Genomic DNA, 13,410 nt, shown 5'->3' with positions numbered 1-13,410 from the left:
CACGGACGACAAGGTCAGAAGCGGAGCACGGCGGCCACGTGCCCCGCGTCCGCCAGCGTCCCGTCCGGGACGAAGTCGACCTGCGCGCCGGTTTCCAGGGCGGACTCCACGATCTCGTCGACGATGTCGTGGACGGCGTCCACGTCGCCGTCCGCCGCGGGCTGGAGGTGCCCGTCCCCGGCCCGTACGGTGGTGCGCCAGTTCTCCTCCACGACGAGCCGGTGGATCCGGCCGTCCGAGGCCTTCTCCCAGACCTCGTCCACACCGGCGGCGTAGGTGTTGCCGCCGCGCGCCCGGTCGAGCGCGGCGAGCGCGTCGGCGTTCCTCCGTTCGGCCTCCTCGGTGCGGGCCGGGCCGATGGCTCGCGCGACCGTCTCCGGGGTGGCCTGGGCGAGGCCGCCGACAGGGACCTGCACGGCGTCGCGGGCGGTGCTCCCCGCGTCGGTGAACAGGGCGAGCGCGGCCGGGTCGCCGGTGAGGTACAGCGCGCGCGGTGCGGCGCGCAGGACGGCGGCCAGGGCGGTGTCGGCGTCGCGGAAGAACTGCCGGGTCTCCTCGCTGTGGAAGGTGCTGGGCAGGTCCCCGACGCGCTCCTTGCGTTCGGAGTCCGGGCGCTCCAGGCTGCGGCTCTGCGGGAAGCCGTGCGCGGTGTGCTCCGTGACGCGCTCGCCCCGGCCGTCCCAGAGGGTGACCCGGTCGGCGGCGACGGCCAGGACCCAGTACGGGCGCTGCGCGGCGTCGGCGGCGACGAGGTTGCGGGTGAGGAAGGTGTCCGCGAGCACGACGCGTTCGGGCACGGTCCGGTCGACGGCCCACGCCTGGTGCTCACCGGGCGCGGCGAAGATCACCAGTCCGTCCCTGACGTGGGCGAGGTCGAGCTCGGCCACCGCCGCCTCCACCTCGGCGACCACGGCGTCGCGGCGCTCCCTGGTCACGGCGGGGTCGGCGTCGAGCTGGCGCACGGCCTCGCGGACGAGGTTGTCGAGGCGTACGGGGTCCTGCGCGTTGGCCGGCTGCGTCCGGTGGGTCGGCATCGCCAGCGAGACGGCGGGGTAGGGCCGCGGCGCGCGGAGGTCTCGCAGGATCGCCGGGTTCAACGAGGAGTGCATGCCTGAGTGCCCTTCTGACGCAACGCCTACGGATGCCGCAACCCCTCCATGCTGTGCACAGGAGGACATATCCGCCACCTTTGACGCGACAAAAAGTGCGCTACCTGGCATAGCGGTACGAGACTGGTGCCCGACCCGCAGCCGACCCAGGGGGCCCCATGGAGCAGACCGCGGAGCAGACCGCCGAGCGGAACGCGGCCGCCGCCAAGCTGCCTCTCTTCACCCTGACCACCATGGTCATCGGCTCGATGGTCGGTGCCGGGGTCTTCTCGCTGCCCAGCCGCTTCGCCGAGGAGACGGGTGTCGCGGGCGCGCTGATCGCCTGGGCCATCGCGGGGACCGGCATGCTGATGCTCGCCTTCGTCTTCCAGTCCCTCGCCGTGCGCAGGCCCGATCTGGACGCGGGCGTGTACGCGTACGCCAAGGCCGGTTTCGGCGAGTACCTGGGCTTCTTCTCGGCGTTCGGCTACTGGGCCAGCGCCTGCGTCGGCAATGTGACGTACTGGGTGCTGATCATGTCGACGGTGGGCGCGATCTGGCCCGCGCTCGGCGAGGGCGACACGGCGCTCGCGATCCTGCTCTCGTCGGCCGGGCTCTGGGCGTTCTACCTGATGATCAGGCGCGGTGTGAAGGAGGCCGCGGCGATCAACAGGATCGTGACCGTGGCGAAGATCGTGCCGATCCTCGTCTTCATCGTCCTCGCCCTGGTCTACTTCGACCCGTCGGTCTTCGCGGACAACTGGGGCGGCGCGGACTACGCGGGTTCCCTCTTCGGGCAGGTCAGGGGCACGATGCTGGCCACCGTCTTCGTCTTCCTCGGCGTCGAGGGCGCGAGCGTGTACTCCCGGCACGCGAAGAAGCGCTCGGACGTCGGCCGGGCCACCGTCCTCGGCTTCCTCAGCGTCTTCGCCGTCTTCGCCTCCGTCGTCATCGTGTCGTACGGGATCCTGCCGATGGGTGAGATCGCGGAGCTGCGCCAGCCGTCGATGGCGGGCGTGCTCGAGGACGCCGTCGGCACCTGGGGCAAGGTCTTCATCAGCGTCGGCCTGATCGTCTCCGTCCTCGGCGCCTATCTCGCCTGGACGCTGATGGCCGCCGAGGTGCTCTTCGTGGCGGCCAAGGACGACGACATGCCGCGTTTCCTGCGCCGCTCGACCCCGGCCGACGTGCCGGTGCCCGCGCTGCTCATGACGACGGTCCTCACCCAGCTGGTGCTGATCGTCACCGCGTTCTCGGACGACGCGTTCAACTTCGCGCTCAACCTGACCAGCGCGCTGTCCCTGATCCCGTACCTCTTCGCGGCCGCCTTCGCCGTCCGGATCGGGGCGCGGGAGGACCCGCTCACCGAGGGCGGACGCACCTCGTCGCGCGAACTGGTGATCGCGGCGGTCGCCACGCTCTACACGGCGTTCCTGCTGTACGCCGCCGGGCTGAAGTTCCTTCTGGTCTCCTTCGTCTTCTACGCCCCGGCCACGATCCTGTTCGTCATGGCCCGCAGGGAGCAGGGCCGGCGCCTGTTCTCGCCGGGCGAGCTGGTCGTCATCGCCGTCTCCGTCGCCGGTGCCGTGCTCGGCGTCGTCGCCCTGGCGGCGGGCTGGATCAGCCTGTGAGACCCGTGACCCCCTTCCCGAAGCCCGGAGGCACACCGTGACCGACCACGAGACACCCGCGTCCGCCGCCTACGGCGTCCACTCCGAGGTGGGCCGGCTCCGCAAGGTCCTCGTCTGCGCGCCGGGGCTCGCCCACCGCAGGCTGACCCCGACCAACTCCGACGACCTCCTCTTCGACGACGTGATGTGGGTGGAGAACGCGCAGCGCGACCACGCCGACTTCGTCAACAAGATGCGGCAGCGCGGCATCGAGGTCGTCGAGCTGCACGAGGTGCTCGCGCAGACGATGGCGCTGCCCGAGGCGAAGGACTGGCTGCTCGACCGCAAGATCGTCGCCAATCAGGTGGGGGTCGGGCTCATCGACGACACCCGCGCCTTCCTGGAGACGCTGCGGCCGGAGAAGCTCGCCGAGTTCCTCATCGGCGGGCTCGCCACCACCGATCTGCCGGACGAGTACCGCTCCGCGTACGTGTCGATGGCGCGCGAGTCCAGCGGAGTGCGCGAGTACCTGATGCCGCCGCTGCCCAACACGCTCTACACGCGCGACACCACCTGCTGGCTCTACGGCGGCCTGACGCTGAACCCGCTGTTCTGGCCCGCACGCCACGACGAGACCCTCCTGATGAAGGCGGTCTACCGCTTCCACCCGGAGTTCGCGGGCTCGACCGTCTGGTGGGGCGACCCCGAACAGGGCTGGGGTCAGGCCACGTTCGAGGGCGGCGACATCATGCCGGTCGGCAACGGCGTCGTCCTGATGGGCATGAGCGAGCGCACCTCGCGGCAGGCGATCACGCAGGTCGCGACCGCCCTGTTCGAGAAGGGCGCGGCCGAGCACGTCATCGTCGCCGGGATGCCGAAGCTGCGCGCGGCGATGCATCTGGACACCGTCTTCACCTTCGCCGACCGGGACATCGTCACGCTCTACCCGCGGATCATGGACTCGGTGCACACGTTCTCGCTGCGCCCCAGCGACAAGGCGCCGGGGCTCGACATCACCGACGAGGGGACGACCCCGTTCGTCGACGTCGTCGCGCGGGGGCTCGGCCTGCCGGGGCTACGGGTCATCGAGACCGGCGGCGACGTGTACGCCTCCGAGCGCCAGCAGTGGGACAGCGGCAACAACGCGGTCGCCCTGGAGCCCGGGGTCGTCGTCACCTACGACCGCAACACCCAGACCAACACGCTGCTGCGCAAGGCGGGCGTCGAGGTCGTCACGATCGTCGGCGCGGAACTCGGCCGCGGCCGGGGCGGCGGCCACTGCATGACATGCCCGATCGTCCGCGACCCCGTCTCCTACTGAGGCGCCGCCCGGTCAGAAGTGCGTGGCGATGCCGAAGACCCGGCGCAGCTGCGCCATGTCGTGCCGGTCGCGGTCGGCGGGCTCGTAGCCCTGGTGGAAGCGCACCTGCTGCTCGGCCGAGAGGCACGGGACCGGCTCCCCCGCGATCGTGCCGGTGACGAAGACCTCCGCCGGGTAACGGAACGGCCGCTCCGGGTCGAGCGAGGACTGCTCGGCCGACCCGTCGGCGGCGAAGCGCAAGGGGTGCAGGTCGAGTTCGCGGCCGTCGGGGTGGGCGAGGACGAAGCGCGCGGGGCGCCAGTCGAGGGTCTCGGCGAACCCTGCGCCGGTGAGGGCGGCGAGCACGGCGGGCTCCTGCTCGTGCCGGTGCATGAGATCGAGGTCGCGGTGGTCCCTGGTCTCTTCGCCGACGAGGGCGTCGATGCCCCAGCCGCCGCCGATCCACACGTCCGCCCCGGCCTCCCGCAGCAGGGCGAGGACGCCTCGTACGTCGTCCGCTGTCATCACGCGAGGCAGGCTAGGCGGGCGGGGCGCGGGCGGCGAACGGATTTCGGGGGCGTGGGTGGGCCCGTGATACGTTCCGTGAGCCAGTCGTACCTTTGTGCGTTCTGTAGGGAGCGCGTACGGGTCAGGGAATCCGGTGAGAGTCCGGAGCTGACGCGCAGCGGTGAGGGGGACGGGCGGGGCCACTGCCACTGAGCCGGTCGACGGTTCGGGAAGGCGCTCCGCCTGGACGATCCCGAGTCCGAAGACCTGCTGGCGGCCTCCGGACCGAGACCCGGCCGGGGGTGAACCGTAGGCCGGCTCCGCGTATGGGCCCTGGACGCAGAGGAACCCCCGTGCCCTTCGCACGTCGACTCCGCCACTTCGCACCGCTGTGGGCGGGCGCCCTTCTCCTGACCGCGTGCGGCGGTGGCGACGGCTCCGCCGACGCCGCCCAGGGTGCAGGCGCCGCCGTCACCCTCGACAACTGCGGCGCGACGGTCCGCGTCGCGCACACCCCGCGCCGGGCCGTCGCCCTCGACCAGGGCTCGGCGGAGATCCTGCTCTCGCTCGGGCTCGCGGACCGGATGGTCGGCACCGCGACATGGACCGACCCTGTCCTCAAGGGCCTGGAGAAGGCGAACGCGAAGGTGCCGCGCCTCGCCGACCGCTACCCCTCCTTCGAGAAGGTCCTCGACACCGAACCGGACTTCGCCGCCGCCTCCTTCCAGTACACGATCGGCAAGGGCGGCGTGGCACCGCGCGACAAGTTCGAGAAGCTCGGCGTGCCCACCTACCTCTCCCCCAGCGACTGCGCGGGCAAGGACAACAGCGGGGACGGCGACGGCGTCCGCACCAGCGCGCTGACGATGGACACGGTCTACGGCGAGATACGTGACCTGGCGCGGATCTTCGACGTCGAGGAGCGCGGCGAGAAGCTCGTCGCTCAGCTCACGTCCCGGGTCGACAAGGCGACGACCGGGATCGACGCCGACGGCGTGAGCGTCCTGTACTGGTTCGCCAACTCCGACTCGCCCTACATGGCGGGCTGTTGCGGCGCGCCCGGCATCGTCACCAAGGAACTCGGCGTGCGCAACGTCTTCGACGACACCCACGAGGAGTGGCCGCAGATCAACTGGGAGACGGTCGCGGACCGCGACCCGGACGTCCTCGTCATCGGCGACCTCACCCGCCGCTCCCAGTCCGCCGAGTCCGCCGCGCAGAAGATCAGGTTCCTGGAGTCCGACCCGGTCACCAAGAACATGACGGCCGTGCGCGAGAAGCGGTACGTGCTGCTCAGCGGGCAGGCCCTCAACCCCACCATCCGCACCGTCGAGGGCGTGGAGAAGGTGGCCGCCGCGCTGCGCGAGTTCGGCCTCGACAAGTGACGACCACGGTGGTCCGCCCCGCCCTCTACTGGGCCGCGGCCCTCGCGGCGCTCTGCGTATCGGTCGCCGTCGCCATCACGATCGGGCCCGCGCACATCCGCGTCGCCGACGTGTGGTCGACGGTCGGCGCCAGGATCGGCTGGGGCACCTCGGACCTCTCCCCGATCCGCGACGGCATCGTGTGGAACCTGCGCCTTCCGCGCACCCTGCTCGCGGCGGTCTGCGGCGCGGGCCTCGCCGTCTGCGGCACGGTGCTGCAGGCGCTGCTGCGCAACCCCCTCGCCGACCCGTTCGTGCTCGGCGTCTCCTCGGGCGCCTCGACCGGCGCGGTCCTCGTCGTGGTCCTGGGCCTCGGCGGCGGCGCGCTCTCCGTCTCCGGCGGCGCCTTCCTCGGCGCGCTCTGCTCGTTCGCGCTCGTCCTCGTGCTCAGCCACCTGCTGGGCGGCTCGACGGACCGGGTGGTGCTGTGCGGGGTCGCCGCGATGCAGCTCTTCTCGGCGCTGACCTCGTTCGTGATCCTGACCGCCGCCGACGCGGAGACCACCCGCGGCGTCCTGTTCTGGCTGCTCGGCTCGCTCGGCGGCGTCGGCTGGACCGAAGTGTGGCTGTGCCTCGCCGTGCTGATCGTGGCGCTCGCGGTGTGTCTCGGGTACGGGCGGACCCTGGACGCGTTCGCCTTCGGGCAGGAGGCCGCCGCCGCGCTCGGCGTCCACGTCGCGCGGACCCGGATCGTCCTGCTCTGCGTGACGGCGCTGCTCACGGCGGCCCTGGTCAGCGCGGCCGGGGCGATCGGCTTCGTCGGGCTCGTCCTCCCGCACGCGGCGCGCGCCCTGGTCGGCCCCGGGCACACCCGGCTGCTCCCGGTCACGGCGGTCGCCGGGGCGGTGTTCCTGGTCTGGGTCGACACCCTGGCCCGTACGGTCCTCGAACCGCAGGAGGTTCCGGTGGGGGTGGTGACGTCGCTGATCGGCGTGCCCGCGTTCGTGCTCGTCCTCTTCCGCGGAAGCGGCCGGGGCGGCCGGGCCGGCCGGGGCGGTCGCAGCGCCCGGGGCGCCCGGTGAGCGCGGGCCTCGCGGCGGACCGCGTCTCCTGGTCGGCGGGCGGCACGCTCGTGCTCGACGGGGTGAGCCTGACGCCGCGGCCCGGCGCCGTCACCGGCGTCCTCGGCCCGAACGGCTCGGGCAAGTCGACGCTCCTGCGCCTGCTCGCCGGGGTGCTCGCCCCGGCGTCCGGTGTCGTCACGCTCGACGGCGACGCGCTCGGTGCCGTCCCGCGCAGGACGGCCGCCCGGCGCATCGCGCTCGTCCACCAACAGGCGGACACCCAGGTCGAGTTGACGGTCGCGGACGTCGTCCGGCTCGGCCGCACCCCGCACCGCAGGGCCTGGTCGCCCGCGTCGGCGGCGGACGAGGCGACGGTCCGCGACGCGCTGGAGCGCACCGGCCTCGCCGGCCACGCGGACCGCCTGTGGCACACCCTGTCGGGCGGCGAGCGGCAGCGGGCGCAGATCGCGCGCGCCCTCGCGCAGGAGCCCCGCGAGCTGCTGCTCGACGAGCCGACGAACCACCTGGACATCCAGCACCAGTTGGAGCTGCTCGACCTGATCTCAGGTCTTGAGCTGACCAGCGTCGTCGCCCTGCACGACCTCAACCTGGCCGCCGCCTACTGCGACCAGGTCGTGGTCCTGCGCGGAGGCCGGGTCGTCGCGGCGGGCGAGCCCGGCGCCGTCCTCACCGAGGAGCTGATCGCCGGCGTCTACGGCGTCCGCGCGCACATCACCAGGCCGGGGCCGGGCGAGCGCCCGCACATCCGCTTCCTCGGCACTCTGCGCTGAACTCACTCGAAACGGTCGGGGTCCCCCGCGCCGCGCCGTACGACGGTCGCCTCACCGTCGGAGAAGTCGACGACGGTCGTCGGCTCGGTGCCGCAGTCGCCGGAGTCGAGGACGGCGTCCACGACGTGGTCGAGCCGCTCCTTGATCTCCCAGCCCTGCGTCAGCGGCTCGTCCTCGCCGGGCAGCAGCAGGGTGCTGGAGAGCAGCGGCTCGCCCAGCTCGGCGAGGAGCGCCTGGGTCACGACGTGGTCGGGGATGCGGACGCCGACCGTCTTCTTCTTCGGGTGCTGCAACTGGCGCGGCACCTCGCGCGTCGCGGGCAGGATGAACGTGTAGCTGCCGGGCGTCGCCGCCTTGATGGCGCGGAACACGTCGTTGTCGATGTGCACGAACCTGCCGAGCTGCGCGAAGTCCTGGCACATGAGGGTGAAGTGGTGTTTGTCGTCGAGATGCCGGATCGCGCGGATCCGCTCGACGCCCTCGCGGTTGCCGAGGCGGCAGCCGAGCGCGTAGCAGGAGTCCGTGGGGTAGGCGATCAGCGCGCTGTCGCGGACGGAGTCGGCGATCGCGCCGATGGTGCGCGTCTGCGGGTTCTCGGGGTGCACATCGAAGTAGCGGGCCATCCGTCGACCCTACGGGATCAGTGGCGAACGCCACGGCGTTGCGGGGCGGCGGATTCCGCGTACACGCGCGACAATCCCGACACCCGCCCACCCTGCCCTCTTCCGACGGGCGCGGCACGGACCATACTGGTCCTGCCCCGACCACTCACAGAAAACCCCATGGCCAAAAACAGCAGCTCCCCGATCACCGTCCCCGACACCGCGTGGCTCGGTCACGGACGCCACCTCGGCCCGAGCCCGAGCAGGACGTGCGGCGCAACCTGATCGCCCTCAGGGCGGCCGGGGTGCTCGACGACTTCCAGGACCTCGACCCCGTCGAGGCGGCCCGCTCCACCGTCCTGCACCCGCGCGACGAGTCCGCCGACCCGGGGCCCACCGCCCGGCGCCTGTTCGAGGCGCGCTGGCGGGTCGCCGACGACGTCACGGTGCGCGCGCAGCTGACGACGTACGAGCCCGAGGGGCGCCGCAAGGACGGCGACGGCGTGATCTGGGTCCTGGCGGCCGAGGCCGAGCGGGCGTGGGAGCCGAACTGGCCCTCGCCGGCCACGATGTTCTGGCCGGACAGCGACATCATCCCGTGGGACCACGCGATGATCCCGGGCGTGCGCCTGCGCGCGGTCAACCATCTCCCCAAGGACGACGACGAGCTGCGCCACCGGCTGCGCGACTGCACCCGCGAGAGCTGGTACGTGCACGTCGTGGTGCACGAGGCGATGACGCCGGACGCGCGGGGGCAGCGGCCGGTGATCGATTTCCTGCCGCCGAGCCTGCGCCACCGGGTGATAGAGCACCGGGCCACCCCCGAGCAGGCGCAGATCGCCGATTTCGCGATGAAGCGGGAGCTGAAGCTCAGGATGCCGCGCGGCGGCGCCGTGCTCCTGCCGACGGCCCCGCAGGAGCCGGGGTACGACGCCGAGCGCTTCGCCGTCCGCAATGTCTTCCTGGACGGCTCCGAGCCGGTCGAGCTGCTCCAGCGGATCAACGAGTACGCGGCGCTGCCGCAGCCGCTGACCCCGGACGCCGAGCGGGCCCTGACCCGCCTGCGGCACGGCTGGCACCTGCTGACGCCCGAGGAGGAGCTGGCCCACGCCCAGTCGATGGTCGGCCGGTACGCGGAGGCGCTCGACGCGATGACGAAGTCGCGTGACCTGTACCGGGAGGCGGCCGAGGCGGCTCAGGCGGCGCTCGCCGAGGTCGGCGCGGCCGCTCCGCCGCCCGGTCCGGCCGGGGCCGGCCAGACCAGGGCGGACGGTTCGCCGCTGAGCGCGCTCACGAAGGCGTTCGGCCGCTTCCGCGACCCGCACAAGTAGCCGCGGGGCCCGTGCGGGGGCTCACTCCTCCTCTTCCGCCTCCAGGCCGCCCGGGTCGGACATCCGCAGCGCGATCTCCCGCAGCAGCTCGGTGGAGTTGACGTCGGTCCTTCCCTCGTCGTGCACTTTCGCGAGCTGCGTGAAGAGGAACGCGAACGCCTCGACGAGCGACACGCTGGCCGGCATGAGCGCGGCGATGGCCAGCTCGGCGGCCTCCTCCGGGTCGGCCCCGGCCGGGATCTCGATGGTCGGGAACACCTCCGACACGAGCCGCCCGAGCTGGGTGAGGTCGTTGTCGAGCTCGGCCCCGTCATTGATTCTGCGCACCATCTCCTGCGTCTCGGTCAGTACACCGATGGCCCGCAGAACGATCTCCCTCTGTTCCATGTGCGGAGCCTATGCGGGCGAGCCGCCCGCGCGTGCAACGTGGTCGCAACGTCCTGTCGCCTTCACTTCTGTCCTATGAGCGACGACGCCCGTGACGACGCACCCCGTGTGGAGCTGTCCCCGGCCGCCGCGGAGCTGCTGCGGCGGCTGCGCGAGGACCATGGGCCGCTGATGTTCCACCAGTCCGGCGGCTGCTGCGACGGCAGCGCGCCCATGTGCTACCCGGCGGGCGAGTTCCGCACCGGCGCCGCCGACGTGCTCCTCGGGGAGCTGGCCGTCGACGGGGTGGCGGAGACCGTGCCGTTCTGGATCTCCAAGAGCCAGTACGAGGTGTGGAGCCACACCCGCCTCATCGTGGACGTCGTCGAGGGGCGCGGCAGCGGGTTCTCCCTGGAGGCGCCGGAAGGAGTACGTTTCCTGATCCGTTCCCGCCTTGTCGGCGCGTAGCCATCGACGGGACCCCTGTCGTCTGCTGAACTCCCCTGATGCAGACGAGAGTTGACAAGAGACGCACGTCTTTCGGAAAGGCCTTGGCGAGCCTCGCGCTCGTCGGCGCGCTGACCGGTGCCGGTCTGACGGGGGCGGCACCGGCGGGCGCGGCCACCGCTGCCGCCGGGCGGGTCGCGCCGGGCGTGTCGTACGCCGAGTTCGACGTGCCCGCCGCCAGGGGCACGGCCCACGCCCACGTCCTCACCGTCGATCTGCGCAACCCGCGGGTCCGCGTCGACCTGCTGCACCCGGGCGCGGTCGGGGCGCGCGCCACCGTCTCCGCGATGGCGGACGCGACCGGCGCCGTCGGCGGCGTCAACGGGGACTTCTTCAACATCAGCGAGGCCCAGCACCCCGGCGTCGAGGCGACGGGCGCCGCGGTCGGCCCGGCGATCGCGAGCGGCCGCACCCTGAAGGCGGCCGTCCCGGACGGGCAGCGGTTCGGCCCGGCCCTGCCGCCCGGCACCTCCACCCGCGACGTGCTCGGCGTCGGGACCGACCGGCGGGCGCGGCTCGACAGCATGGCCCTGGACGGCTCGGTGCGCTCGGGCGCGGACCGGCTGCCGCTCGGCGGGCTCAACCAGTACGCGCTCCCCGTCGGCTCGGTCGGCGCGTTCACCCCGGAGTGGGGCAGCGTCTCGCGGGTGCGGGCGACGTGCGGCACGGACACCCAGCGGGCGGCGCCGTGCTCCACGGACACGTACGAGGTGACGGTGGAGCGGGGCCGGGTCGTCGCGGCGGCGGACACGCCGGGCGCCGGGCCGATCGCGGAGGGCACGACCGTCCTGGTGGGCCGGGAGGCGGGCGCGCAGTGGCTGCGCAAGCTGTCGGCGGGCGACCCCGTCCAGGTGCGCCACCGCCTGGTCGCCGCGCGGTCACGGGTCCCGTACCGGTTCGCGGTCGGCGGCTATCCGGTGCTGCGCGGCGGTGCCCCGCTGCCCGGTCTGGACGCGACCACGTCGGCGGTCCGTACGGCGGCGGGCATCGGCGACCACGGCCGCACGCTCTACCTCCTCGCCCTGGACGGGGCGCCCGCGTACCGCACGGGCCTGTCGATCGCGGAGGTCGCCGAGGCGATGCGTGCGCTCGGCGCGGACGACGCGTTCTCGCTCGACGGCGGCGGTTCGTCGACGCTGGTGGCCCGGGAGCCGGGGGCGGCGTCCGTGGCGATCCTCAACCACCCGACGGACGCCCCCGAGCGCGCGGTCGCCAACGGCATCGGGGTGTGGGCTCGCGGCTAGCCCTGGTCCCGTACGGCCAGGAGGCCGTTGAAGACGCCGACGTAGGCCGTGCCGTCGGGGCCGAGGGTGACGGGCGCCCAGTTGTTGTCGTAGGCGACACCGGTCCCGGCGAGGCGCTTCCAGCGGGTCGCGCCGGTGCGGAAGTCGACGGCGGTGAGGTACCAGGCGTCGATGCCGAGGGCGTTGGGCTCCTTGGTGTAGAAGTACAGCAGCCCGTTGGCGGTCGAGAGCTTCGGCACGGTGGACGGGGAGCGCACGCCGCTCTCCCAGACCGTGTCGCAGCCGCTGCCGTCGGGGCGTACGTCGATCCGGGTGACGCCTCCGACGACGCTGCGGCCGAAGGTGAGCGAGGTGATGTTCTCGTAGCCGTAGTTGTTCTCGACGATCAGGCTGTCGCCGTACGAGATGAGGCTGTTGTCGGTGGTGGAGGCGCCCGAGCCGAAGACCGGGACCTTGCAGACGAGGCGCCGGTCGGCGGGGACGTCGGCGCCGCGCCGGTAGACGAGGACGTTCATGCGGTCGTCGGCGTTGTCGGTGATGGCGACGTAGTCGTCCTCGGTGCCGAACAGGTCGGGGGTGGTGCCCGAACCCTGGTTGACCGAGCCGGGTTTGGTGCCGGTGCCGCGGTCGTAGGTCTGGCGCCAGACGGTGCGCGGGGTGCCGTCGGCGGTGGTGCCGAAGCTGTAGAGGGCGTGGTCGGTGACGATGGAGACGCCGTCCTCGGCGACGGAGAACGAGTTCTGGATCTCCTCGCCGTCGAGCCGGACCGACTTGATGTCCTGGGTGGCGGGGTCGACCGTGCCGACGCGGCCCTGGCGGGTCACCCACCAGATCCGGCCCGACCAGTCCGGCACCACGGAGGTGACGGGGTCGCATGTGCCGCTGGGGTACAGGTTCGTCCAGCTCACGCAGTCGTGGGGGACGTGGGCCGTCAGGTCCCAGTCGTCGGTGACGACGAAGCGCCAGGTGCCGTCCGCGGCTTGCTCGTGGGCGAGGCGCACGATGTGCTGGCGGGAGTCGGCGAGGACGAGGCGGTCCTGTTCGTCGAGGTAGGAGTAGGCGCCGCCCGAGGTGTCCTTGAAGATCCGGGAGAAGTCGAGGCGGGTGAGGGCCTCGACGGTGGAGGGGCGCTGCGGCAGCTTGTACTCGGCGAGGGTGGCCAGGGTGTGCGGGTCGAGGAGTTTGACGAGGAAGCCGGTGAAGGTGCCGCAGACGGTGACGATGCGGCCCGCCTTGTCGAAGGTGACGTTGGCGCATTCGCCGCCGAGCGCGGCCATCTGCTCGCTGGTGACGGCGGGGTCCCGCCCGGCGGGCCCGGCCCAGGGGTAGGTGCCGCTGCCTCCGGCGTCGGCGTGCATGCCGCTGCGCCCGTTGGCGGCGAGGAAGGGGTGCTGGGCGGGGGCTCTGCCCGGCACCGGCTGCGGGGTGGCGGGGGCGCCCTCGTACTGCGTGACGAGCCGGTGGCCCGGCGCCTTGGGGATCTCGTCGGCCCGGGCGTCGGGCGACTGGACGGCGCCGAGGGCCACGAGGGTCGCAAGGAACACAGGCGCGGCCAGGGCGGCGCGGGCGAGGCTTCTTCGCTGCGGCATGGCCCGAAGCTAGGTTCAGCCGCTTGAAGTGTCCATGCTCGCACGGT

Annotated in this window: 13 protein-coding genes and 1 riboswitch; of the genes, 8 read left to right on the top strand and 5 right to left on the bottom strand. The window is 72.6% G+C overall.

Annotated elements, in window-relative coordinates; all coding sequences use genetic code 11:
* Nucleotides 1-14: 14 nt before the first annotated feature.
* On the bottom strand, nt 15-1,109 hold the full coding sequence (locus N5I75_RS31645; RefSeq protein WP_476683205.1) for a baeRF3 domain-containing protein: 1,095 nt from the start codon (nt 1,107-1,109) through the stop codon (nt 15-17).
* A gap of 158 nt (nt 1,110-1,267) precedes the next feature.
* On the opposite strand from N5I75_RS31645, the gene N5I75_RS31640 reads away from it, so the two are divergent.
* Together N5I75_RS31640 and N5I75_RS31635 are read left to right on the top strand one after the other, a co-directional pair.
* Nucleotides 1,268-2,719, top strand: a complete 1,452-nt coding sequence (locus N5I75_RS31640; RefSeq protein ID WP_476683203.1) for a basic amino acid/polyamine antiporter — start codon at nt 1,268-1,270, stop codon at nt 2,717-2,719.
* Between the two features lie 37 nt (nt 2,720-2,756).
* Nucleotides 2,757-4,019, top strand: a complete 1,263-nt coding sequence (locus N5I75_RS31635) for an arginine deiminase (RefSeq protein WP_476683201.1) — start codon at nt 2,757-2,759, stop codon at nt 4,017-4,019.
* Nucleotides 4,020-4,031: 12 nt separating this feature from the next.
* On the opposite strand, the gene N5I75_RS31630 is transcribed toward N5I75_RS31635, so the two are convergent.
* A complete protein-coding gene (locus N5I75_RS31630) occupies nt 4,032-4,523 on the bottom strand; it encodes a nucleotidyltransferase domain-containing protein (RefSeq protein WP_476684840.1) in 492 nt (163 codons plus the stop codon).
* Between the two features lie 78 nt (nt 4,524-4,601).
* A riboswitch (cobalamin riboswitch) is annotated at nt 4,602-4,794 on the top strand.
* A gap of 37 nt (nt 4,795-4,831) precedes the next feature.
* Between N5I75_RS31630 and N5I75_RS31625 the strand changes: the two genes are divergently transcribed.
* The 3 genes from N5I75_RS31625 to N5I75_RS31615 are packed head-to-tail and all read left to right on the top strand — an operon-like array spanning nt 4,832 to nt 7,724.
* Nucleotides 4,832-5,890: an ABC transporter substrate-binding protein gene (locus N5I75_RS31625; protein ID WP_476683199.1), complete on the top strand. Its 1,059-nt coding sequence runs from the start codon at nt 4,832-4,834 to the stop codon at nt 5,888-5,890.
* Nucleotides 5,887-6,951 (top strand): FecCD family ABC transporter permease, encoded by a 1,065-nt coding sequence (locus N5I75_RS31620; protein WP_476683197.1) that lies wholly within the window; start codon nt 5,887-5,889, stop codon nt 6,949-6,951. The genes N5I75_RS31625 and N5I75_RS31620 overlap by 4 nt, the downstream gene beginning before the upstream one ends.
* On the top strand, nt 6,948-7,724 hold the full coding sequence (locus N5I75_RS31615; RefSeq protein ID WP_476683195.1) for an ABC transporter ATP-binding protein: 777 nt from the start codon (nt 6,948-6,950) through the stop codon (nt 7,722-7,724). Before N5I75_RS31620 ends, N5I75_RS31615 begins: the two co-directional genes overlap by 4 nt.
* A gap of 2 nt (nt 7,725-7,726) precedes the next feature.
* Here the strand turns inward: N5I75_RS31615 and N5I75_RS31610 are convergent, their stop codons facing one another.
* Nucleotides 7,727-8,347: an L-threonylcarbamoyladenylate synthase gene (locus N5I75_RS31610; protein WP_476683193.1), complete on the bottom strand. Its 621-nt coding sequence runs from the start codon at nt 8,345-8,347 to the stop codon at nt 7,727-7,729.
* Nucleotides 8,348-8,550: 203 nt separating this feature from the next.
* Between N5I75_RS31610 and N5I75_RS31605 the strand changes: the two genes are divergently transcribed.
* Entirely contained in the window at nt 8,551-9,657 is a 1,107-nt protein-coding gene (locus tag N5I75_RS31605) for a hypothetical protein (RefSeq protein WP_476683191.1), read from the top strand.
* 21 nt (nt 9,658-9,678) lie between these two features.
* Here N5I75_RS31605 and N5I75_RS31600 read toward each other — a convergent pair whose 3' ends face one another.
* Entirely contained in the window at nt 9,679-10,044 is a 366-nt protein-coding gene (locus N5I75_RS31600) for a hypothetical protein (protein ID WP_398202033.1), read from the bottom strand.
* Between the two features lie 75 nt (nt 10,045-10,119).
* Between N5I75_RS31600 and N5I75_RS31595 the strand changes: the two genes are divergently transcribed.
* Both N5I75_RS31595 and N5I75_RS31590 read left to right on the top strand, forming a co-directional pair.
* Nucleotides 10,120-10,491 carry a DUF779 domain-containing protein gene (locus tag N5I75_RS31595; protein ID WP_476683189.1) on the top strand — a complete coding sequence of 124 codons (372 nt, stop codon included), beginning with the start codon at nt 10,120-10,122 and terminating at the stop codon, nt 10,489-10,491.
* Between the two features lie 38 nt (nt 10,492-10,529).
* Nucleotides 10,530-11,774: a phosphodiester glycosidase family protein gene (locus N5I75_RS31590; protein WP_476683187.1), complete on the top strand. Its 1,245-nt coding sequence runs from the start codon at nt 10,530-10,532 to the stop codon at nt 11,772-11,774.
* Here N5I75_RS31590 and N5I75_RS31585 read toward each other — a convergent pair.
* Nucleotides 11,771-13,363, bottom strand: coding sequence for a hypothetical protein (locus N5I75_RS31585; protein WP_476683185.1), 1,593 nt, complete (start codon nt 13,361-13,363; stop codon nt 11,771-11,773). The genes N5I75_RS31590 and N5I75_RS31585 overlap by 4 nt on opposite strands.
* Nucleotides 13,364-13,410 lie beyond the last annotated feature (47 nt).

Source organism: Streptomyces sp. R818, assembly GCF_056172735.1.
This window is presented reverse-complemented; position numbering and strand designations above follow the sequence as displayed.